The sequence below is a fragment of the Glaciibacter kafniensis genome (assembly GCF_039538945.1).
Taxonomy (GTDB): domain Bacteria; phylum Actinomycetota; class Actinomycetes; order Actinomycetales; family Microbacteriaceae; genus Cryobacterium; species Cryobacterium kafniensis.
The window spans coordinates 32,086-53,857 of the sequence record NZ_BAABCN010000012.1 but is presented as its reverse complement, the minus strand read 5'-3'; the positions used below and the strand labels follow the sequence as shown (position 1 = coordinate 53,857).

23 protein-coding genes are annotated in these 21,772 nt (G+C 66.1%); 10 read left to right on the top strand and 13 right to left on the bottom strand.

Going from position 1 to position 21,772, the window contains the following annotated elements:
* Window positions 1-2: 2 nt before the first annotated feature.
* Window positions 3-1,025, top strand: coding sequence for a Gfo/Idh/MocA family protein (locus ABD791_RS16350; protein ID WP_345068648.1), 1,023 nt, complete (start codon window positions 3-5; stop codon window positions 1,023-1,025).
* Window positions 1,022-1,789 (top strand): SDR family NAD(P)-dependent oxidoreductase, encoded by a 768-nt coding sequence (locus ABD791_RS16345; RefSeq protein WP_345068646.1) that lies wholly within the window; start codon window positions 1,022-1,024, stop codon window positions 1,787-1,789. The genes ABD791_RS16350 and ABD791_RS16345 overlap by 4 nt, the downstream gene beginning before the upstream one ends.
* Window positions 1,790-2,312: 523 nt before the next feature.
* Here the strand turns inward: ABD791_RS16345 and ABD791_RS16340 are convergent.
* The 5 genes from ABD791_RS16340 to ABD791_RS16320 all read right to left on the bottom strand — a co-directional run bounded on the left by ABD791_RS16340 (window position 2,313) and on the right by ABD791_RS16320 (window position 7,214).
* On the bottom strand, window positions 2,313-3,248 hold the full coding sequence (locus tag ABD791_RS16340; protein WP_345068644.1) for a hypothetical protein: 936 nt from the start codon (window positions 3,246-3,248) through the stop codon (window positions 2,313-2,315).
* 117 nt (window positions 3,249-3,365) lie between these two features.
* Entirely contained in the window at window positions 3,366-3,584 is a 219-nt protein-coding gene (locus ABD791_RS16335; RefSeq protein ID WP_345068641.1) for a hypothetical protein, read from the bottom strand.
* Window positions 3,585-3,624: 40 nt separating this feature from the next.
* Window positions 3,625-4,371, bottom strand: a complete 747-nt coding sequence (locus ABD791_RS16330; RefSeq protein ID WP_345068639.1) for an alpha/beta hydrolase — start codon at window positions 4,369-4,371, stop codon at window positions 3,625-3,627.
* Window positions 4,372-4,435: 64 nt separating this feature from the next.
* Window positions 4,436-4,672 (bottom strand): glutaredoxin domain-containing protein, encoded by a 237-nt coding sequence (locus ABD791_RS16325; RefSeq protein ID WP_345069028.1) that lies wholly within the window; start codon window positions 4,670-4,672, stop codon window positions 4,436-4,438.
* A gap of 334 nt (window positions 4,673-5,006) precedes the next feature.
* Window positions 5,007-7,214 carry a lamin tail domain-containing protein gene (locus ABD791_RS16320; RefSeq protein WP_345068638.1) on the bottom strand — a complete coding sequence of 736 codons (2,208 nt, stop codon included), beginning with the start codon at window positions 7,212-7,214 and terminating at the stop codon, window positions 5,007-5,009.
* A 52-nt stretch (window positions 7,215-7,266) separates the two neighbouring features.
* Here ABD791_RS16320 and ABD791_RS16315 point away from each other — a divergent pair, with 52 nt between their 5' ends.
* The 3 genes from ABD791_RS16315 to ABD791_RS16305 all read left to right on the top strand — a co-directional run bounded on the left by ABD791_RS16315 (window position 7,267) and on the right by ABD791_RS16305 (window position 9,098).
* On the top strand, window positions 7,267-7,497 hold the full coding sequence (locus ABD791_RS16315; RefSeq protein ID WP_345068636.1) for a hypothetical protein: 231 nt from the start codon (window positions 7,267-7,269) through the stop codon (window positions 7,495-7,497).
* A gap of 156 nt (window positions 7,498-7,653) precedes the next feature.
* Window positions 7,654-8,769 carry a non-homologous end-joining DNA ligase gene (gene ligD / locus ABD791_RS16310; RefSeq protein ID WP_345068634.1) on the top strand — a complete coding sequence of 372 codons (1,116 nt, stop codon included), beginning with the start codon at window positions 7,654-7,656 and terminating at the stop codon, window positions 8,767-8,769.
* Window positions 8,770-8,888: 119 nt separating this feature from the next.
* Entirely contained in the window at window positions 8,889-9,098 is a 210-nt protein-coding gene (locus tag ABD791_RS16305) for a DUF2795 domain-containing protein (protein ID WP_345068632.1), read from the top strand.
* A gap of 345 nt (window positions 9,099-9,443) precedes the next feature.
* Here ABD791_RS16305 and ABD791_RS16300 read toward each other — a convergent pair whose 3' ends face one another.
* Window positions 9,444-10,457, bottom strand: coding sequence for an SDR family NAD(P)-dependent oxidoreductase (locus tag ABD791_RS16300; RefSeq protein WP_345068630.1), 1,014 nt, complete (start codon window positions 10,455-10,457; stop codon window positions 9,444-9,446).
* Window positions 10,458-10,600: 143 nt separating this feature from the next.
* On the opposite strand from ABD791_RS16300, the gene ABD791_RS16295 reads away from it, so the two are divergent.
* From ABD791_RS16295 to ABD791_RS16280, 4 genes are all read left to right on the top strand, one after another.
* Window positions 10,601-11,230 (top strand): TetR/AcrR family transcriptional regulator, encoded by a 630-nt coding sequence (locus ABD791_RS16295; RefSeq protein WP_345068628.1) that lies wholly within the window; start codon window positions 10,601-10,603, stop codon window positions 11,228-11,230.
* 228 nt (window positions 11,231-11,458) lie between these two features.
* On the top strand, window positions 11,459-12,724 hold the full coding sequence (gene ectB / locus ABD791_RS16290; RefSeq protein WP_345068626.1) for a diaminobutyrate--2-oxoglutarate transaminase: 1,266 nt from the start codon (window positions 11,459-11,461) through the stop codon (window positions 12,722-12,724).
* A gap of 732 nt (window positions 12,725-13,456) precedes the next feature.
* A complete protein-coding gene (locus tag ABD791_RS16285; RefSeq protein WP_345068624.1) occupies window positions 13,457-13,927 on the top strand; it encodes a MarR family winged helix-turn-helix transcriptional regulator in 471 nt (156 codons plus the stop codon).
* A complete protein-coding gene (locus ABD791_RS16280) occupies window positions 13,924-14,343 on the top strand; it encodes an organic hydroperoxide resistance protein (protein WP_345068622.1) in 420 nt (139 codons plus the stop codon). Before ABD791_RS16285 ends, ABD791_RS16280 begins: the two co-directional genes overlap by 4 nt.
* Window positions 14,344-14,744: 401 nt before the next feature.
* On the opposite strand, the gene ABD791_RS16275 is transcribed toward ABD791_RS16280, so the two are convergent.
* Window positions 14,745-15,812, bottom strand: coding sequence for an NYN domain-containing protein (locus ABD791_RS16275; RefSeq protein ID WP_345068620.1), 1,068 nt, complete (start codon window positions 15,810-15,812; stop codon window positions 14,745-14,747).
* Window positions 15,813-16,092: 280 nt separating this feature from the next.
* On the opposite strand from ABD791_RS16275, the gene ABD791_RS16270 reads away from it, so the two are divergent.
* Window positions 16,093-17,427, top strand: a complete 1,335-nt coding sequence (locus ABD791_RS16270) for a GNAT family N-acetyltransferase (protein ID WP_345068619.1) — start codon at window positions 16,093-16,095, stop codon at window positions 17,425-17,427.
* A 156-nt stretch (window positions 17,428-17,583) separates the two neighbouring features.
* Here the strand turns inward: ABD791_RS16270 and ABD791_RS16265 are convergent, their stop codons facing one another.
* The 6 genes from ABD791_RS16265 to ABD791_RS16240 form a co-directional block, all read right to left on the bottom strand.
* A complete protein-coding gene (locus ABD791_RS16265) occupies window positions 17,584-17,868 on the bottom strand; it encodes a hypothetical protein (protein WP_345068617.1) in 285 nt (94 codons plus the stop codon).
* A 50-nt stretch (window positions 17,869-17,918) separates the two neighbouring features.
* Window positions 17,919-19,148 carry an SWIM zinc finger family protein gene (locus ABD791_RS16260; protein WP_345068615.1) on the bottom strand — a complete coding sequence of 410 codons (1,230 nt, stop codon included), beginning with the start codon at window positions 19,146-19,148 and terminating at the stop codon, window positions 17,919-17,921.
* An 87-nt stretch (window positions 19,149-19,235) separates the two neighbouring features.
* The gene (locus ABD791_RS16255) at window positions 19,236-19,490 is read right to left on the bottom strand and encodes a Txe/YoeB family addiction module toxin (protein WP_345068613.1); all 255 of its coding nucleotides are present in this window, start codon (window positions 19,488-19,490) and stop codon (window positions 19,236-19,238) included.
* Complete coding sequence (locus ABD791_RS16250; RefSeq protein WP_345068612.1) at window positions 19,487-19,732, bottom strand: type II toxin-antitoxin system Phd/YefM family antitoxin; 246 nt, start codon at window positions 19,730-19,732, stop codon at window positions 19,487-19,489. Before ABD791_RS16250 ends, ABD791_RS16255 begins: the two co-directional genes overlap by 4 nt.
* Window positions 19,733-19,777: 45 nt before the next feature.
* The gene (locus ABD791_RS16245; RefSeq protein ID WP_345068611.1) at window positions 19,778-20,347 is read right to left on the bottom strand and encodes a hypothetical protein; all 570 of its coding nucleotides are present in this window, start codon (window positions 20,345-20,347) and stop codon (window positions 19,778-19,780) included.
* A gap of 39 nt (window positions 20,348-20,386) precedes the next feature.
* A complete protein-coding gene (locus ABD791_RS16240; protein WP_345068609.1) occupies window positions 20,387-21,772 on the bottom strand; it encodes a TIGR02679 family protein in 1,386 nt (461 codons plus the stop codon).

Here is a 21,772-nt window from a genome sequence, read left to right as displayed (position 1 = left end):
TGATGAGTGACGCTGAGATGACGGATGCTGGCGCGACAGCGGTGACGGATGCCGTAGTGACGGGGATTGCAGTGACGGATGCCGACGCGACTGGGGCTGGCGTCGGCGCAACGCGCACGCATTCGATCGCGCTGATCGGCCAGGGCAAGATGGCGCAGGCGCACGCCGCGGCGTGGACCGCACTCGGGCTCGGCGATCAGATCCGCTACGTCTGCACGCCGCGGCCCGGCAGCCCTCTCGAGGACGCGCCGCAGGCCCGCTTCGTGACCGATCTCGACGAGGTGCTGAGCGACCCGGAGGTCGACATTATTTCGGTGTGCTCGCCGACCGCAACGCATGCCGATATCGCCATACGAGCGTTGCGGGCGGGTAAGAGTGTGCTGCTGGAGAAGCCGATCGCGCTCACCCCGGCCGAAGCAGAGCGGGTTGCCGCTGTCGCAGCGGAGAGCGAGGGCACGTTCATGGTCGCCCAGGTGGTTCGCTTCTTCGCCGGCTATCGGATGCTCCGCGAGAGTATGACCGACGGTCGCCTTGGCGAGGTGCGCGCGGTTCACGCCAGCCGCCTCTCCACTCCGCGGCTGGGAGAGACCTGGCTCACCGATGAATCGGCGTCGGGCGGCGTGCTGGTCGATTTTGCGATCCACGACTTCGACCAACTGAACTTGTTTCTCGGTACCCCGGTTACGGTCACGGCCGTGCGAGGCCGGCAGCCCGGCTTCATCGAGACGACCGTGACGTATGCCGATGGTGGCAGGGGCACTGTCACGACCTGTAATGCGATGCCGGTCGGCTATTCGTTCACGAGCGCGTTGGAGCTCACCGGAACGGCGGAGTCTGCGTCGTTTGCCTATTCGGCCGACACCCCTGACACCCCGTATGCCGCCCAGGCCGAGTACTTTCTCCACTGCGTCGAAACCGGCTCCTCCCCAGAACTGTGCCCGACAGAGTCGGCGGTTCTCGCCCTCTCGGTGTCACTCGCCGCGCGTGAATCGCTGGCCACCGGCAGAACAGTAGAACTTGCATGAACGCCCTTGCAGCTTTCTCACTCGACGGCAAAGTCGCCCTCGTCACCGGCGGTAGCCGGGGGCTCGGCCGGGCCATGGCCCAGGCGCTCGGCGAGGCCGGCGCAGCCGTCGCGGTGAGCGCACGCACACGTGAGGCGGCGGACGCGGCGGCGGCGGAACTGCGCGCTCTCGGCATCCGTTCGTATGGCGTGAAACTCGAAGTCACAGATGTCGACGATGTCGAGCGGGCGGTCGCCGCCGTCAGCGACGAGTTCGGCCCGATCGACGTGCTGCTGAACAATGCGGGAATCGGAGTGAGCGGGGCCGCGTTCGACCTGGCCGATTCCGAATGGCGCGACGTGATGGCCACCAACGTCGACGGGCTCTGGCACGTCAGCCGGGCGGTGGGCCGGCGGATGAAAGAGCGCGGCGGTGGAGCGATCGTGAACGTCGGGTCGATGTCGGCCGAGATCGTGAACCGGCCACGCTGGCAGGCGCCGTACCTGGCGTCGAAGGCCGCGGTGCATCAGTTGACCAAGGCGTTGGCCGCGGAGTGGGCGCCCCACGGCATCCGCGTCAATGCGATGGCGCCTGGCTACTTTCTGACCGAGATGTCACCGGTCGACCAGCCGGAGTACCGCGAGTGGTGCGTCGAACCGGCGGCGATGAAACGCTACGGGATGCCGGCCGAGCTCGGTCCGGTCGCGGTCTTCTTGGCGAGCGACGCCTCAAGCTTTATGACGGGTTCGATCGTGACGGTCGACGGCGGCTACACGCTGTTCTAGGCGTGGAAGCGACTGATTGAGAATCGCCATCTCGGTGGTCGAGGAGGCCGCCCGCGATCGGGTCGAGACCTCGTGAGCCGACGTTCAAACGCAACCCAAGTCAAGAGATCGGCTCGCCGGGTCTCGAGCTTCCGGGCCGCTGCGCGGCGTTGTGGTGGACGAATTTGACCATTTCGTTGGTCGAGGAGGCCGCCCGCGGCCGTCTCGAGACCCCGTGAGCCGATGTTCAAACGCAACCCAAGTGAAGAGATCGGCTCGCCGGGTCTCGAGCTTCCGGGCCGCTGCGCGGCATTGTGGTGGACGAATTTGACCATTTCGTTGGTCGAGGAGGCCGCCCGCGGCCGTCTCGAGACCCCGTGAGCCGACGTTCAAACGCAACTCGAGTTCAAGGATTGGCTCGCGAGATCTCGAGACGCGTGCTCGCAAGCTCGCGCGCTCCTCGATCAACGAGATGGTCATATCCCCAATAGACACGTGCTCGCCGGCGCTCGCGCGCTCCTCGACCACGGGTTCTGCCGAACGCCTAGTCGACCTTCGTCAGCGCCGTCATCGACATCGTCGAGGACTGCCCGTTCTGACAGGTCTGATAGAGCAAGTCATAACCGCGCGGAAGATCGGCGGTCGTCGCCGTCGATTGATCGAGCATCGCGACGATGCCCTCGACCCGGTAGGTTCCGGCGTTCAGCCCGGTCAACTCGATGAGTGTTCCGGCGTCATCGGGAAAGTCCCGGCCGCCGCAGCTCCAGTGCTCGGCGATGGTGGCAACCCCATAGCGTTTGGTCAGGTCGACCGGGCCGAGGCAGGCATCGAGCTCGGGATACCAGCCGGCCGCGTAGACATCCTTCGTGAAGCGGAGGCGTTTCTGCTCGGTCTCCCAGGCCGCGACGGCATCGGTGACGGCGCTCATCGGCGGGGCCAGGTTCGACTCGATCTCGGCGAGTTCGCCAGCGTCATTGAGGGCGAAGGCCTCGAGCGTGGAGACGCCGTGGCGCAGCGGAAACCCGGCGAGCAAGACACTCGCCTGCGGTTCGGCGGTCGCCGCCGTCACGGATGCTGCAATCTCTTTCTCGACAACGACCACACGTCGATCTGCCTCGGCAATCGCCGCGGCGAGCTGGGTGCGCGGCGTCTCGTCAAGCACATGTCCGTCGCTCTCGTCGAGGAGAGCCGTCGCGTCAGCAAGGGTGGAACGCGTCGCGTCGACCAGAGGCGCCACGGTTGATTGTTTGAACGCGAGTGACTTGCGGGCCGCGTCGTAGTCGCTCTGCGCGATGACATGCAGCACCGGAACGGCGATCGCCAGGGCAACGACGAGAGCGGCGCCGAGAACGAGCCCGAGGTGGAGGCGGTTCTTGTGGCGAGCGACCGCGGGGATGGCGTCGGTGGCGGCTGCAGTGCCCGGGGCGGCGGGGCCGCCCGATTCGCCTGTCGAATCGGAGGGCAGCGGTGTCGTCGACATCTCGCTCCTCCTCGATCGGACCCATCGGCCGCTTTCGGCACGAGACAACCGGCGTGCGCCTGGCCCGTGGTGGCGGAGATCGACCGAACTGCCGACTCCGCTGAATCGCTCACAACTCTACTGGCCGGGCGGCTGACGTCGGGCTGGCCTGCCCGGGTCGTGCCGATCGCCGTGGCGCTGCATCCGTGCCAGTGCCACCAGTGCCAGTGCCACCAGTGCCAGTGCCACCAGTGCCAGTGCCACCAGTGCCAGTGCCACCAGTGCCAGTGCCAGTGCCAGTGCCAGTGCCACCAGTACCACCAGTACCACCAGTACCACCAGTACCACCAGTACCACCAGTGCCAGTGTCGGCGCCGGCATCCGCTCGAGTGCGGCGCTACAGCCCGAACTCCGCGAGTGCCGCGGTCAGCTGATCGCGCATCTGGGCGCTGTCGAGAGAGGCGGTGCCGTCGCCCGGCTGCACGCCGTAGTCGCCGAAGCTGGCGTGGTTGGCGCCGACGATGACGTCGAAGACGGTGTCGTCGGGCAGCAGTTGCGCGGCAGCTTCGATCTTTTCGGGCGTGCTCAGGCCATCGTCACTGCCGCTGATGCTCAGCACCCGCAGCGTGGAGGCGCTGAGATCGTTGGCGCAGTAGCTTGCGAAGAGGATGAGCCCGGTCACCTCGGGGGAGTCGGCGAGCAGGCACGCGCGCACGCCGCCCAAAGAGTGGCCGCCGACGTACCAGTTGCTGATTCCGGCGACATCCTGAGTGAAGGTGTCGAGCGGCCGAGTGTCGAGCAGGGCCAGATTGAGCGTCGGTTTGGTGATTACGACGGTCGCGCCGGTTTCTTCGACGATGCCCGACAGCTTGTACATGTAGGCATACGGGTCGACGCGCGCGCCGGGGACGAAAACGAGCCCGGTGCCGGAGGGATTCTCGGTCGGAGACATGACGATTGAGTGATCAGTCGACGTGACCGAGATCGCCGGGTTGCGCCACACCTCAAGTGCTGCGGGCCGCTCGCCCTGCATCACTGAGTTCGCCCAGACGAGAAAAACTACGATCACGACGGCGAGCACACTCACGACTGCAGTAGAAATGCGCAGTACGCGTCGGCGGATGCGCGGACGGTTGGTCGTCACGCCGGCATCGTCTCAGAAGAAGGCGCTGGTGCGCCTGGCTGCTCTCGGGCCGTCGGCATTCGAGTCAGCCGATCAGGCCGAGTTCAGTCAGTTTGGCGTGCACCATGGCATCGCTCGGCTCGACGAGGTGGGTGGCATCGGGAAAAACGATGACCGGGATGTTGGTGCGCCCGCTGATCGCGTGGGCGCGGTCGGCACCGTCATCGACGACCATCAGGTCAACGTAGTCATAGTCGACGCCGAGACCGTCGAGCAGCTTCTTCGAGCGACGGCAGTCGCCGCACCATTCTGCACCGAACATGGTGACGCGCTGGGCCTCGTCGGCGGTCGAGTCGGCGGCGAGGGCGGAGGAATCGGAGGCCGCATCGTGTTCAGTCATGGCTTCAGCCTAAGCGAGTGCCCTACTCAGAGGCGATAAGCACCCGGACCGAAGCCAGCGAGCGGCATTCCGTGCTATTCACGGCAGTTCGCTGTGGCTAACTCCGGCAATCCGCCGGACGAGCTCCGCCTGAGCCTGAAATCACGCGGATCCGAATTCTGAATATCACCAATTGCCGGAGTTAACCACAGCGCGGCCCGGAGCGTTGGTACCCCGGGCCGCGCTGCAATCCGTCACTTCAGTCGATGCGAGGTGGCTACTCGGGCATGCCTCGACGGTGCACGACGACGAGACCAAGCCCGGCCGCGAGCAGGAGGAGAATCGCAATCACCGGTGCAGAGGCGTCAAGCCCCGTCGATGCGAGCTCGGCCGTTGACGAGACCGCGCCAGCCGTTGTCGTGCCGGTGCCGGATCCCGACGGATCGCCCGACGTCGACGCGGCCGTGATGGTGATGTCGGTCCAGCCGATGAGGGTACCGTCGGCAGCAACCACCGCGATGCGGTGCGCCCCGATCGGAGCGGATGCCGGCACCGTCACGTTCACCGTTCCGGCCGCGCTCACGACGGTGCGTGCGAGATGCACGGGCGTGGAATGCAGCCACACGTCGACTGTTGTGCCGGCGGATGGCGCACCGACTGTCACCGTGAGGGACTCGCCGGGGTGCGCCGTGGTGGGGGCGGCGACGGGGCCGCGCGCCGCATCGGTGAGCGAGTCGGTTGACACCGGAACGGCCGGGGTCGACGGGTCGGCCGGATCAACGGGAGTGACGGGAGTCGTCGGGTCGGTGGGGTCGACGGGGGTTGTCGGGGTCGTCGGGTCAGTCGGGGTCGTCGGGTCGGTCGGGTCAACGGGGGTCGTCGGGTCGACCGGGGTCGTCGGGTCGGTCGGGTCGGTCGGGTCGACGGGAGTCGTCGGGTCGGTCGGGTCGGTCGGGTCAGTCGGATCAGTCGGGTCGACCGTTGCCGGGGAGCACGCGATCGTTCCTGCACGCAGTGCGTGGGCATCCGTGTTGTTGTCGTCAGACCAGAAGACCGGCTTGACTCCGTCGACGCAGAGCTTCTGGGGAGCGAGAGTGAAGCCCTCATTGTTGACGTTCGGCATGCCCGTCGGGCGCTCGAAGACCGACGCGGCCTCAAAGCGACCGTCGCGTTCGCCGGCTTGCGCCACCGTGAGAAGGGCGCTGCGTCCGTCGCAGGTGTCGTCGCAGACGGCCCAGAGCGCTGAGCGTTCGGCGTCGAACTCGAGGTCCATCACACCGGTGAAGCCGCTGGAGATTGTCGCAATGCGGTGGTAGCCGCCGGTCACCTGGTCGAGGGCGTAGGCGTAGACCGTGCCGTTTGCCTCGAGGCCCACGAAGAAGAGTCCGTCGCCGTGGTTCGCGTAGTCAGCCGGGTTGTAGGCATTTGTGGTGATCTCATCGACGAATCCCTGGGCGACGAGAAAGCTGTCTGGCACCCAGGTGATGGCTTCGAGGCCGCTGTTCGGCGCGACAGTCGGCAGATCGGCGACCAGGTTCCACTCCATCGTCGCCGAGAGGGACGAACCTGAACCCGCGACGTCGTAGCGCAACACCGACGGGCGACTGACCTTGCTCGCATCGTTGTTGCGCTCGGAGGAGATGAAGACGCCGCCGGCCGGGCCGGCATCGGTCAGCGCAACGCCCTCGGCATCGACATCGCCGGTGCCGTCTGCGTAGTGAAGCGACTTGCCGGATGCCCAACCATCGTTCGTGACGGCGGCCCAGGTCGTGCCGTTCCAGGCGAGCTGGTACATCGTGCCGACGCCGTTCTTGGCCGCCCAGATCGTGCCGGGGGCCGAGGTGCCGGATGCCTGATAGGCCAGGCCGCTGAGATTGGTTCCGAAGAAGCCAGCCGAGTCAACGGTGCTGACGGTGGTGCCGCCGGGCCAGGACGCCGTGACAGGTCCGGTGCCCGGATCGGTGCCGGGATCCGTGCCGGGGTCGGTGCCCGGATCAGTTGCGCCGCAGTCGTTGGCGGCGCCCTTTGTTGAGGCGGCCGTGGTCACGAATTCGCCGGTGCCGTCGGGGCAGCGGCCGTAGGTGGTGGCGGCGGCGTGCGCGGTCCAGCTGTAGCTGTCGATGAGGGTCGTGGCGTCGGCGGCGAAGAGCCGGGCGGTGTCGGCGCTGCCGAGCCCGTAGGCGACGTCCACGTCGAGTGCGAGGAATCCGCCGGCGGGGATCGTGGTCGCTGCGGGGATCACGAAGCTGTGCGTGTCGTCGTTGTCCTTGAGAACCAGGCCAGAGACATCCGCCGACGCGGAGCCCGTGTTGATCAGTTCAATCCAGTCGCCGGGCGTTCCGCCGCTGGATTCAACCTCGTTGATGCGCACCCCACTCGGTGCGTCGGAAACCGCGGCGGCCGGGCTGAGCGCCGCGGCCAGAGGGAGGAGCACGACCAGAGAAGTCAGCAGAGCAGTCGTGGGACCGCGCCAAGTCGTTCGCATTCGGATGCCTTTCGTCGCATGTCGAGCGGCCGCGAGCGGGCCCGATCTCAGAGTGGCGGCCGCGCCGAAACGCTCGGTGAACGCGAGAGGAACAGTTGCGTTCGGGTTCGTGCGGCTGCTGCCGCTGCTGCTGCTGCCGCTGCTGCCGCTGCTGCTGCTGCCGCTGCTGCTGCTGCTGCCGCTGCTGCTGCCGCTGCTGCTGCTGGCGCTGCTGCTGGCGCCACTGCTGACGCCACGGATTCTGCGCCTGTCGACGCGCGTCCCGCCGGGTGTCGGTGGCTAACTCCGGTAATCCTCCGCAGCCGGTGCGACGACCCCCGCAATGACGGGGCTGCGGACGCCGCCGCCCGGGGATTGCCGGAGTTAGCCACACAGACGCGGGCACCAGGCAACAGGCCAAGGGGGTGACGGGTCCGCGCGCCACGGGTAGCGTGGCCGCATGGCCCGCGAAGAAGTGATGCTGACTGTGCCCGGCCGAATCGCCGGTGCAGCAGGTACTGCCGGACGAGCCGGCGCCGAAGCCGCAGCCGAAGCCGCAGCTTCAGCCGGCGACGGCGAGGCTCGCGAGGCAGGCGCCGCACGCGAGGTGCGCCTCTCCAGCCCGAGCCGCGTGCTCTGGCCCGAAGCCGGCTTCACCAAACTCGACCTCGCCCAGTACATCGTGGCCGTCGGCGCCGCGTTCGTCGCGGCCAACGGCGACCGGCCGATCTCGCTGCAGCGTTTCGCCGGGAACATCGACGGCGAGCAGTTCTTCTCCAAGAATCCGCCGAAGGGCACCCCCGACTTTGTGCGCTCGGTGATGGTGACCTACCCGAGTGGGCGCACGCATCCGCAGCTCGTCATCGACGAACCGGCCGCCGCCGTCTGGGCCGTGCAGATGAACACCATCGTCTTTCATCCGTGGCCGTCGCGCGCCGAGGATTCCGACCACCCCGACGAGCTGCGCATCGACCTCGACCCGCAGCCTGGCACCGACTTCGACGATGCGATTCCCGTCGCGTTCGAGATGCGCTCGGTGCTCGCCGAGGCCGGCCTGACCACGTTCATCAAGACGTCGGGCAACCGCGGGCTGCACCTCGCGTGCCCCATCGAACCGACCCATGAGTTTCTCGACGTGCGTCATGCGGTCATCGCGGCGGCCAGAGAACTTGAACGACGGATGCCCGATCAGGTCTCGACGTCGTGGTGGAAGGAACTACGCGGCACTCGCATCTTCGTCGACTTCAATCAGGCCAACCGCGATCGCACCATGGCTGGCGCCTACAGCCCGCGGGCTGTGGCACAGGCGACGGTCTCGTGCCCGATCGGATGGGACGAACTCGAGAACGTCAACCCGCGCGACTTCACGATCGCGACGGTGCCGGATCGGCTGGTGAAACTCGGTGATCCGTGGGCGAAACTGCACGCGCATCCGGGCAGCATCGGTGACCTGCTGCTCTGGTGGGAGCGTGACGTGCAAGACGGCCTCGGCGAGCTGCCCTTTCCACCCGATTTTCCGAAAATGCCGGGGGAGCCGCCGCGTGTGCAGCCGAGTCGGGCGCGCTCGGGCAGCTGACCAGCACGCTTCAGGTGCCGGCTCCGGCCATTTTCTACACGCAGAATCGTCGAATTTCAAGGTGTTGAATCCGGCCCAAACCTTGGCTATTTTCGTTTGCGATCGGAAGGAAACAATCGATGAAATTCACCGGACAGATGACGCACTTCCTCTCGGGTATGGAATACCCGGCTCGCCCGTCGGATCTCATCCGAGAGGCATTGAGAGAAGGGTTCACCGACGACGATGTGATCATCTTTGCGATGCTGGACGAGCGTTCCTACCACGGGGCGTTCGACGTGCGTCGGTCGATGTCTCGCGAAGGATCACTGATCTCGAGCGTGGCCTGACCGACAGCATGGCCCTCTTTCCTGTCGGATCGAGGGGCCGGCTCCTGAAGACACAGAGAACGGGCGGGGCGGATGTCGACGCATCCACCCCGCCCGTTGTGTCAGCCACTTCTCGGTGGTCGAGGAGTCCGACCATCTCGTTGGTCGAGGAGGCCGCCCGCGGCCGTCTCGAGACCCCATGAGCCGACATTTGAACGCAACCCGAGTTCAAGAATTGGCTCGCGAGATCTCGAGACGCGTGCTCGCAAGCTCGCGCGCTCCTCGATCAACGAAATGGCCAAATACCCAGTTGACGCGGCCTCCTGCGTCGGCTGCTCCTCGATCAACGAGAGGGTCAGCTGCCCGCTACTGCACCGACCAGCCGCCATCCGACGGCAGCACGACGCCGTTGATGTTCACTCCGTCATCGCTGAGCAAGAACGTGATCGACGCCGCGAGCTGCTCCGCGGTCGCCAGCGACGGAATCGCCGACTGGAACGGCTGCAGACGAGCCTGGCCGGCCGCCGAAACATTCGGAGGGAACGGGATGCCGGTGGCCACGCCGCCGGGGGCGACGGCGTTGACCCGGATGCCCTGGGGCCCGTACATGAAGGCCGCGCTGCGGGTGAGGCCGACGACGGCGTGCTTAGACGTCGTGTAGGCGTTGCCGGAGGCGTTGCCGCGAAGGCCGGCCTCGCTCGCGACGTTGACCACGGAGCCGGCGCCGGCCGCGATCATGGCGGGGAGCACGCCGCGGGTGAGCTTGAAGGTACCGGTCAGGTTGACGCCGATGACGCGGTCCCACATCGCGTCGCTGGTCTCGTGCAGCGGCGAGAAGTCGTCGTTGATGCCGGCCACATTGGCCAGACCGTCGATCCGGTCGCCGGCCGCGGCGATGATGGCGTCAACCGACTCCTGCTTGGTGATGTCGCCGGCAACGGTGACGATCTCGGCATCGGGAAGGGATGCCGCGAACTCGGCGAGCTTGTCGGCTGAAATGTCGACGGCAACCACACGGCCACCCTCGCGCGCAATGCGTGTGGCCGTCGCACGACCGATGCCGGAAGCGGCACCCGTCACGACCACGGTCTTTCCGGCAAAGCGACCGGTGCTGACCTTCTCCTGCCAGCCCGACGCTTCGCTCTCCGGAATCACGCCACCGTTGACCGACTTCACGAGCTCGTCGATGACGGACTGCGGCATCTGGCCCTGGCTGAGGGCGACGAGCTGCTGAAGCGGCAGGCCGAGCACGGGGGCGAGCGATGCCTCGTCGGCGCCCGATGCGGCGAGCAGACCGCGCACCGCGGCTCCGCCCTCCGGGTGGGCGAGCCATTCGCCGATGGTGCTGTTGCCGGTGAGCGGCTTCGGATCCGTTGCCATGTGAGTGTCCTTCCAGACGATGAGTCGCGCCAGACGATGAGTAGCGGTTGGCGAGTGATTTCAGGTTATCCAACGGATGTCGGAAAGCCAACAGATGTTGGAAAAGTACGGCGAGTCTGCAGAAACACTGAGAGAATTGACGAATGGATGTCCGAGTCGAACGCACCCGCCGCAGTCTGCAGCAGGCGCTCCTGGCGCTCGCGCACGAGCATCCGCTCGATGACATCACCATCGCCCGCATCGTCGAACACGCGGGCGTCAACCGCAGCAGTTTTTACCAGCACTACTCCGACAAAGACACGCTGCTCGCCGACGCGCTCGACGTCATCGAGTCGGAAGCCGGAGCGCGCGTGCCGGCATTCGACGGGCCGCTGCCCGAGCGGCCGCCGGCCGATCTGGTTGAGTACCTTCAGCATTTCGAAACGAATGCAGCGCTCTACCGGCTCGTTCTCTGTGAGGGAGGCTCCTCGGTGGCAGCCGGCCGGATTCGCGCTCGGCTGCAATCGGCGGCCAGCGCCGGCGTTGTGGCCTCGGGTTCAACCGCATTCGACGGCATTCCGCTCGACGTCGTCGGGGCCGGTATCGCCGGTTCGTCCCTCGGCGTGATCGAGTACTGGCTGTCCCGCGAGCCGCGCCCGCCCGTCGAAACCGCCGCCGACTGGGTTTGGCGGGTGCTCGTCGGGCCGGGGCGTCCGGGTGAGCGCGCGCTTCAGCCGATGACGGCGAGCCCTCTGACGGCGCTTCCTCAGGTCGACGGCCCCGACGGTAAGTAGGCTGGGGAGGGCGATGACGCGAGAGCGGATGCCGTCGGCCGCGTGGGTCACCACCGAACGTCGTCGGCAGCCACCCCGATGCTCTCGCTCAGCGCTGCCGAACTGCAGCACCACCCATAGCCGAACCGCAACAAACCGCAGCCGTCTTGCGTCACAAACGCGTCGAACTGCAGCCCGACCGCATCAGAACCGCATGACGCGGTAAACCGAAGCACAGAAAGTGAAGCCATGAGCGACCTCGAGATTTTCGACCGCATCGAGTCGGAGGTGCGCGGATACATCCGCTCCTTCCCCGTTGTCTTCGATTCCGCCCACGGAGCCACCCTCGTCACGAGTGACGGGCGCGAATACCTCGACTTCTTCGCCGGTGCCGGTGTGCTCAACTATGGTCACAACAACCCGCTCTTCACCCAGGCACTCATCGACTACCTGCAGCGCGACGGCATCATCCACGGCCTCGACATGGCCACCAGCGCCAAGCGTGCCTTTCTCGAGGCGTTCGAAGCGCTCATCCTCAAGCCGCGCGGCCTCGACTACAAGGTGCAGTTCACCGGCCCCACGGGCGCGAACGCCGTCGAAGCCGCACTCAAGGTGGCACGTCAGGCGACCGGGCGTTCGAACGTCGTCGCCTTCACGAACGGTTTTCACGGGCTGAGCCTCGGCGCCCTCGCCGCGACCGGCAACAAGAAGTACCGCGAGGCGGCCGGTTCGCCGCTCGACAACGTGACCCGCCTGCCCTACGACGGCTACCTCGGTGCGGATGTCGACACTCTCGATCTGTTCGAGAAGATGCTGGATGACTCGGGCAGCGGGCTCGATCTTCCCGCAGCCGTCATCGTCGAGGCGGTTCAGGGCGAGGGCGGCATCAACGTCGCGAGCTCAAGCTGGCTGCAGCGCCTGCGCGCGATCACGAGTGCGCGCGGCATTCTGCTCATTCTCGACGACATCCAGGCCGGCGTCGGTCGCACCGGTGCATTCTTCAGCTTCGAGGAGTCGGGCATCGTTCCCGACATCGTCACCGTCTCGAAGTCCATTTCGGCCTCTGGCCTGCCGATGGCCATCGTGCTGATGCGCCGCGAGGTCGACGTCTGGAAGCCAGGCGCCCACACCGGCACCTTCCGCGGCAACAACCTCGCCTTCGTCACCGCCCGTGTCGCCCTCGACGAGTACTGGGCCGACACGCGCTTCACCGACGAGATCGCCCGCAAGTCAGAACTGCTGAAGAACGCGCTGCTCGAGATCGCCGCCGCGAACCCCACCATCGGCTTCGAGGTGCGCGGTCGCGGTCTCATCTACGGCATCGCCTCGACCAGCCACCCCGACCTGGCCGGCGCCGTCTCGGCCGCCGCGTTCGAGCGCGGACTCGTCATCGAAACCTCCGGCGCCCGCGATGAGGTGCTCAAGTTTCTGCCGTCGCTCACCATCACCGATGCCGAGCTGCAGCGCGGTCTCGACATCGTGCGCGAGAGCTTGGCGGCGGTGCTCGCCGCCTAAGCGCGCTGGCTTCCTACCCTTCGTTGGTCGAGGAGGCCGCCCGCGGCCGTCTCGAGACCTCGCGAGCCGAAGTTTGAACGCAACCCGAGTTCAAGGATTGGCTCGCGAGATCTCGAGCGGTGAGGCCGCTGCGCGGCATAGTGGTGAACGAATCTGACCATTTCGGTGGTCGAGGAGGCCGCCCGCGGCCGTCTCGAGACCCCGTGAGTCGATGTTCGAACTCAACCCGAGTTCAAGGATTGGCTCGCGAGATCTCGAGACGCGGCCTCCTTCGTCGGCTGCTCCTCGATCAACGAAGTGGTCATTTACCTCATAGACGCGTGCTCGCAAGCTCGCGCGCTCCTCGATCAACGAAATGGCCAACGCCTCCTCTCCTCACGCAGGAGCGGAGGCGTTTTGCCTGTGTCTCGCGCAGCGAAAACCGCAAGATCTGACGAGTTGTCGCGATGCGCCGCACAAAACGTGCGGTCTTCGATGACAGTTGCGGTTTGCGCTCACGCACCCGCCCGCCCGCGCGCCCCGCCCCGCTGCATCCGTCGGCCGCGTCTGGAGCCCCGCGACGGTACCGAAATCAGGAGTGGAGGTGTGTCGCGCATTCCTCGCCGCGGATTCACGCGGCACCGGATGCGACACGCCGTGTGCGTTCCTGATTTCGGTCCCACCTGGCTTGAGCGAACGGCGCGGCGCGCACAATAAATTGTGCACAACTCAATTGCCTGTTACTTTTAATCCATGTCGACCACCAACCCGCTGGCCCTGGACGAACAAGTCTGCTTTGCCCTCTATTCGGGGAGCAAGACCGTCACCGGCGTCTACCGCGACCTGCTCGAGCCGCTCGGGCTGACGTATCCGCAGTACCTCGTCATGCTCGCGCTCTGGGAAGGCGACGATGTCACCGTGTCCTGGCTGGGTGGGCGCCTCGGACTCGACAGCGGAACCCTGTCGCCCCTGCTGAAACGACTGGAAGCATCAGGTCTCGTCGCTCGGCAGCGCAGCCTTGACGACGAGCGCGTCGTCAGAATTTCTCTGACTCCCGAGGGCGTGGCGCTTCGAGACCGAGCTCTCACCGTGCCCGCAGCGCTTTTCGCGCGGCTGGGACTCGAACCCGACGAGGCAATCCAACTCCGGAGCCTCCTCAACAAGATGTGCCTGGTCGAAGCGACTCGTTCCGAACAAGCAACCAACAAGAAAGAAGCCCGATGAACACGCTCTACACCGCAGAAGCCCTGGCGACCGGCGGGGGCCGCGATGGTCACGTCACCTCGACCGACAACCGCATCAATCTCGAACTCGCCGTTCCCCAAGCAATGGGCGGATCGGGCAACGGCTCGAACCCTGAGCAGCTTTTCGCGGCGGGTTATGCGGCATGCTTCCACAGCGCGCTGCAGATGGCTGCGCGCGAGCGCAAGGTGTCGATCGACGGTTCCAGTGTCGGCGCTCAGGTGCACTTCGGCCAGATCGAAGGCGGTTTCGGCCTCGCAGTAACCCTGGAGGTCGTGCTTCCCGATGTGGCAGCGGATGTCGCGGCGTCGCTCGCCGACCGGGCTCACGAGGTCTGCCCGTACTCCAACGCCACGCGCGGCAACATCACGGTGGACATCCTCGTTTCGGACGACTAGCCGACACAACCGGTGGTCGAGCTCGTCGAGACCCCGCGAGCCGATCTGACCCCCTCGTTGGTCGAGGAGGCCGCCCGCGGCCGTCTCGAGACCCGGTGAGCCAATGTTCACACGCAACCCACGTTCAAGGATTGGCTCGCGAGATCTCGACCTGCGAGGCCGCTGCGCGGCATTGCGGTGATCGAATTCGACTTTCTCGTTGGTCGAGGAGGCCGCCCGCGGCCGTCTCGAGACCCCGTGAGTCGACCTTCAAGCGCGACCCACGTCAAGAGATCGGCTCGCCGGGTCTCGAGACGCGCGCTCCTGCGTCGCGTGCTCCTCGACCAACGAAGCGGTAAGAGCGGCGGTCTCGAGACACCCGCTGGCGCTCGCTCCTCGACCAACGAGCGGGAGTGAGGCCGCTACCCCCGCAACCGCAACATGATCGGGCTCGACGGGCTCTCCTGCTCCAGCTCGACGACATTGTGACGGGATTTCAGAAAGTCCGAGAACTGGCGGTATCCCAGCGCCTGCTCCTGAAACGCAGGGTCCATCCGGCGCATCTGATTCTTCACCGCAGAGGCGTGCTGCCACTCGAGATCATTCTTGGCCAGCAATTCCATCGCCCGCAACAGAAGCGCGGTCGCCGCTTTGCGCTCCTTGGGGGTGGCGCGCTCCTCGTCGTCGCTGCCCTCGTGGTCGCTCTGCTTGTCGACCTGCTTGTCGGCCTCTTTTTCAGCCGAGCCTTTGGCTGCCCGGCCCTTCGCCGGTTCGGGTGCCGCGGCATCCGTCGTCATGATCGGCGCTGAGCCGGTCGAAGCCGCGGGTGCCACGAACTCGATTGTGTGCACAGAGCGGCTGCCTCCGGTGCCGGGTGAAGAGCGGTTGCCGGTGATGCCGGGCACTGAACGGCTGCTGCTGATGCCCGGCATGGTGTCGTAGTCGGCGAACTCGTCGCAGGCCGCGGCCAGCGAACTGCTGGTCGCGCCGGAGACGCCGATACCAACGACGTAGCGGCCGAGCCGCTTGCAGCGCTGGGCCAGCGGAATGTAGTCGGAATCCCCGGCCACGATCACGATGTGGGTGAGGTCGTCGAGCCGAAAGACGTCTTCAACCACGTCGACGGCGAGACGGATGTCCGCCCCATTTTTCAAGGATCTGACCGTCGGAAAGAGTTGAACCAGGTCGACGGCGCGGTCGATGAGCTGCTGCTGGTAGTCGGCGTTCACGGCGGCGGACCAGTCGGCGTAGGCCCGGCTGATCACGATCGACCCGAACGACGACGCGTATTCGAGGATCGCGGCGAGATCGATCGTCGCCTGTTTGATGCGCTCGGTGACCTGAGGGTCGGCATCCGGCTTCGACGAATCGTGCTGGCGCACGCGGTCTTTTGCCCAAGCGGTGCGCCCGTGCAACTGGCTGTACCGGGAGATGACGATGTTGTCGAAGTCGATGTAGACGCCAACTCGTTCGCGGGACTGCTCGGCCATGGTGCTCCTTGCTCATGTGCGTGAGGGGTGGCTGTCGGCCGCCCCCTGCGGCAAGTCTCGCGGGTCTGGAGCGGTCGGGCAAGCTCGGGCGAGTCGTCTGCGGCCCTGTTTGAGTGGCTAACTCCGGCAATCCACGGATGCGGTGCGGCCGAGCCCCGGAATCACGCGGCGGTTTCGTGGCCGTCGGCAGGATTGCAGGAGTTAGCCACAATCAAAGCCGGATGCCGGAGTGGTAGTCGCCACCCTCGCACTCACCGGGAGGTTCCCCTAGCCTGAAACCATGACCTTCGCAGACGCCCCCATCGCCGCCGATTCCTTCGGAAAACTGAACGCCGGCGGGCTGCGCCTCGGCCTCGTCGATACCTCAGACCGTGACGCCTTCGCGGCCTGGATTCAAGCCGACTCACGCGGATTCCACGAGGGCCGGGTCGCCGAGAAGCAGATCGACGAACAGCTGCAGGACGTCGCCTACCGCCGCACGACCGGTGTCTGGGACGACAGCATGACGGATGCCGCCACCCCGGTCGCCACGGTCAGCTCCTGGCCGACTCCGCTGACGCTGCCCGGCGAGACGAGTGTTTCGGCCTGGGCGATCAGCTCGGTCACCGTCGCGCCGACCCACCAGCGCCGCGGAATCGCCCGGGCGCTGCTCGAAGCCGAGCTGCGCACGGCACACAGCCTCGGGATTCCGCTGGCGATCCTCACGGTATCTGAGGCCACGATCTACTCGCGCTTCGGGTTCGCCCCGACGACGATGACGGCCGATCTCGAGATCGACACCCGCCGCGCCTCGTGGACCGGACCCGCCGCATCCGGTCGCGTACAGTTCATTTCGCTCGAGCAGCTGCAGAGCGTCGGTCGCGGCGTGGCCGAGCGGGCGCGACGGGGTGTGCCGGGCGAAATTGAGCTCGACGACTACCTCTGGGGGAGGCTGATCGGGCTGCTCGGCGACGCCAAAGACGAAGCGAAGAACCTGCGCGCGGTGATCTACCACGACGCGGCCGGGGCCCCGCAGGGCTTCGCGCTCTACCGGCTCGCGTCGCACGCCACCGACTTTGCGGCGCACACGGCCACGGTCGAGCACCTGTGCACGGTGACGGATGACGCGTACGCGGGGCTCTGGCGCTACCTGCTCGAGCTGCCCCTCGTGACCACGGTGTCGGCGCCACTGCGCTCGGTCGATGAACCGCTCATCTGGCAGGTCACCGATTCGCGGGCGGTGCGCACCACGCATCGCCGGGATCACCTCTGGGCGCGCATCCTCGACGTCACCGCGGCGCTCGAGGCTCGTCGCTACAGCGCGCCGGGCCGCATCGCGCTCGACGTCACCGATCGGCTCGGGTTCGCGCACGGTCGCGTGCTCATCGCGGTCGATGCGACCGGAACGGCACAAGTGTCGCCGCTCGACGGACTCGAACACAACGGGGAGGCGCCGGCCGATGCGGCATCACTCGCACTGACGGTGAACGACCTCGGCGCCCTCTACCTGGGTGGGGTCTCGGCGCGCACTCTGGTGCGGGCCGGCCGTATCACGGAGCTGCGGCCTGGGTCCGCGGATGCGGTGGACGCCACGTTCCACTCCCCGGCGACACCCTGGCTGAGCAGCTGGTTCTAGCAGGCGCTGTTCGTCGCAGATACCGCAAGCTTTGGCAGGTTGTCACCGGATACCGCACAGATCGTGAGGCATCCGGTGACCTTTGCGGTTTCTCGGTACAGGTACAGGTACAGGTACAGGTACAGGCGCACCACCAGCTCCCGCACCCGGCGCGACTCAGAACCCGACGCGGTCCAGCTCGTCGAGAAACCGGGGGCGGCGGCGGTTCGCTTCCCTCAGATCGGCGACGATGCCGGCGAAGTCCTCACCGTGTCCGGTCGCGACCAAGGCTTTCTTCAGCTGCTTCAACCGCTTCACCGCAACCTTGTAATTGCGCTGATTGGAGACCGTCAGATCGCCGTCGATCAGGATGAGCAACACCGGCACAACGGATGCCGGGTCTTTCTTCTCTCGTGCGGCAACCAACGAGGTCCACAGCGTCGGATCCGTCGTGAGCCGCAACGCATCCTGCCACGCCCGATCGGCCTGACCGCGCGCCAGCAGGGTGTTGATCAGTTCACGCGGGTGCGCTTTCTCCAGCTTCGTATAGGCCGCCTCCGCCCGCGCATCCCAGTCAGGGCCCGCCGAGGCCGCGAGCGTAAGCGCGTTGACCGATGTCGGCCAGCGATCGAAAATCCGCTGCCGGGCATCCACCTCGGCCTCGCGCGAGCGGTGCTCGTGGAGCAGCTCAGCCCAGTATTGGCCGCATCGCTCGGCCTGCTGGTTTCGAGAAAGGTGCCGCGTTCAGCGATGTCTACTGCCTGGTCGACGGCACCCACCTCGATCAGTGCCTTCGCCAGGTCGTGCATCCGATAGGAGCGCGTGAGATCACCGAAACTAGCGATGACGCCGGCCGGGTCGCCCATGGCGACGGCGAGGCGCTCGCGATTGCTCGCGATCGAGGAGCGAGTAGAACTCGAGGAGTCCCACTCGTCGGTGGGCGGCGGCAATTCCGCTTCGAGGGCGTCGAGCCGGTCGAGAAGGAGGTTGGCCCCGGTGACGCCGAGCGCATCCGTGTAGTCGGCGATGTCGGGGGTGAAGAAGTCCTGAGATCCGTCGAATTGAAAGTCGATCAGCCAGCCGACGAGTTTCTTCGGTGCAGGGGGAGCGAGCGCATACAGCTCGGCATGGAGGGCCAGAAGGTCGCCGACGAGGTCGCCGATCTCGCCGTTCGAATCATCTGCGCGCCCCACAACTTTCGCTACGACCGCGATGGCCTTCTCAGTGAGTGGGATGATCTTCGCCGGCCCCCAACTCAGGGCGGAAAGGCGCAACTCCTCAACACCGATGTACGCGAAACTGACGTATTCCGACACCGCATCCCAGCGGATGAGTTCTCGCCGGGTGCGGAACATGCCGAGAATGCGTTTGCGCGCATCGGGCAGAGTTTCGGTGACGTGGGTACGGTCAAGGCCGTCGTCGGCGTCGTTGATGGCCTCAGGGCCGGCGGATGCGCCGCCTGACGCTGGCGGGGCATCCGCCGGTTGCGCGTCGGCCACGACAGCGAGGGCCACGGCGACACAATGCTTGCAGAAGTCGCCGCGTGCGCCGACGGGGCAGCTGCAGCTCCAGGACCGGGCGCCGAGCTTGACGCGATAGGGGCGCTCGCCTTCGACGACCCTGTCGACGGTTCCGTTGGCCCGCGTCGTCGTGCTCAGCACGAGGTCCCGCTGAAAATAGTCGCGGCCGCGGGCCAGTGAGGCGGAATCGGCAAATTGTTCGATGTGAGTGAGGGTGAGCACCGCTTCATTCTCGCAAGTCTGCGTGTGAGCCCGTGACGGTCAGTAGTCGTGGCGGTCAGGAGTCGTGACGATCAGTAGTCGTGACGGTCAGTAGTGGTGCCGGGCTGCCACGATGACGATCTGATCGGCCTCGACGGCGTAGACCAATCGATGCTCGTCGGTGATGCGCCGTGACCAGTAGCCCGCGAGCTGATGCTTGAGCGCCTCTGGCTTGCCGATGCCGCTCGTCGGCGTGCGCCGAACATCATCGAGGAGCCGGTTGATTCGCTTCACTATTGCCCGGTCCGTCGCGACCCAGTACTGGTAGTCGTCCCAGCCGTTCTCGGTGAAGAGAAGGTTCACTCTGAGAGCTGACGCGCGGTCGCGGTTCCCGCGCGGTGCTGGGCAATGCTCTCGAGAAGGTGGGCGGCATTCGCCGGGGTGCGCAGGAGATAGGCCGTCTCTTCGAGCGCCTCGAAGTCGGCCAACGACATCAGCACGGCACTGCCGTTCTTCGAGACGATCTCGATCGGCACGTGATCCTCGTTGACTTTCGCAATCAAGGGGAACAGTTGCGCGCGTGCTTGCGAGGCAGTGATAGCCATGGTCAGCCTCCGAGTCTTCGATAGAAACTGGTACAGGATATTGTACTACTCGGGACTCGGAATCGTATCGTCGCCTGCATGCCCCTGGTTCTGAGCACGCTCACGATAGCGCTCCCGATTCCGCGTTAACATCTGTTCGTACTGCTCGCACGACAGGCAGCAGCAATCGAACTCGTGGGGTCCGGGTATGACTGCGGCACGAGGAAGATCGGAAAGCGACGGATAGTCGCGGAAGCTGTAGCGCGGAAGGCTGGAGAAGAATCCCTCGGGGTCTGAGACCACTCGCCCCAGCAGTCGGTAGCCGGCGAGCTCGGGCAGGTTTCGCAACTGTTCATCAGTGTCGTATAACCAACCGTCGCTGGGGGCACAGATATTCGGCATGGCGTGGCCGAGTACGTAATAGGTCACGGTTCGAAAATCAGATTCAAGCACCTTCAGGATGTCCGTCGAGTGCGATTCGAGTGGCTCGGTCACGACGTCGCACGCCCGGCGGATGCTGAGGTAGTGCAAATCCTGGTCCATACACATCACCCACAAGGCGCGACGGGAATCGTCGTCGCGATCGATCTCGTGGATCAGAAGTTCCAGGATGTCGTAGCCAGCTTCGATAATCATCTCTTGACCGTAGAGCTCGAGGTGCGCCAGCTACCGGCGTCAGAAGTGACTGTGCAAGTCTTCTCCACGAGCGCCCTGTGGAGGGCGGGCCGATTGCGCACTCGGCTGGGGGATCGTGTGTTCGATCAAGTCGCCGAGCAAGAGATCCAGCACCGACTCCTCCTCCACACGCAGACGCGTGTCAGTCAGGAGGTCGGAGAGTGCAGGGTCCCACGGCGTCTCGCCGACGGTTCCCATGAAGGGGGAGAGACCGGTCAAGGTTGCGCAGGCTGCGGCATAGTCGGCAGCGCTGAATCGCCAGGGATCCCAGGCCAGTTGTCGGCCCAGCGTGCGTGCGATCGCCATGCCTCCCGCATCAAAGTCGCCGTGGTAGCGCAGGCGCGCCCCGCCGTCAACGAGCTGCCTCAGCAACTGCAGCGCGGCCGCACCCGGCTGTCCATTCAGGCACACCATCGCGACGCGACTGCCCTGGTCCGCTGCGGCAGCGACCACCGCAGGGTTCTCGCAGACAAAAACAACTGGTGGCACGGCGCCGATGCCATCAGAAATCAGCTGTCTGAGCGTGAGAATCGCCGGCTGATCAGTCGGGGCAAGTACGTGCAGCGCGCGGGCGGTCGGAGAAACGTCGCCTCCCGGAAGCCCGAGTGTCAGAACCGTCGAGGAGAGTTCATCAACGATGACACCGACCGATTGCCAAGCGGCGCGGCGCCACGGCGCGGTTCCGGCCGAAAGCTCCGCCGTGAGTTGTGCGCGCCCGGCCGCCGCTGGGCCATCGGCGCTGGCCGCGCCCGTAGCGCCCAGCGCGGCAGCCAGCCCGGTCGCAAGCGAACCGAGAGTCGTCTTCGCATCGAGAGCGTGCGCATCACTGAACAAGCGTGCGGCGAGCACGCCAATTGCCTCACCGTTTGACGGGAGGGCTGCGGCTACCAACACGAGCTTCTCCGCGAGTGCCTGGGCCTCCGAAGCGGTTACGGTTGCGCGTTTCAGCTGGCCAGTGCGTGTGACCGTGCCGACCCAGAGTGCAAGCTCCGGCCGGCCGACGGCCACGATGCCGAGCACGTCGGTCGCCGCCCGCCAGGCGTCACTCTCGGCCCGGCGTGCAGCGGGGCCGACGACGTCACCGGTCAGCGCAATCACGGCGGAGACGAGGCCATCCGGCCACGTACCAGACTGGCGCAGCATGTCGTCGAGCGTCTCGAGCGAAACGGATGCCGTTTGTCCGGCTCGCACTGGTCGGCCGAACAATCGTGCGGTGGCCACTCGCTCGGCGGTCGTCGCTTTCGCATTGCTGACGGTGCCGCGGAGCTCACCCTGGCGTTCCAACCGGTTGCGGAGGCGCTGCAGCAGCCACGCGGTCTCTGCCGTGCCCAGTAGCCGTTGAAGGCGAGCGAGATCGCCGCCGTGCGGCATCACGGGAGCGTTCAT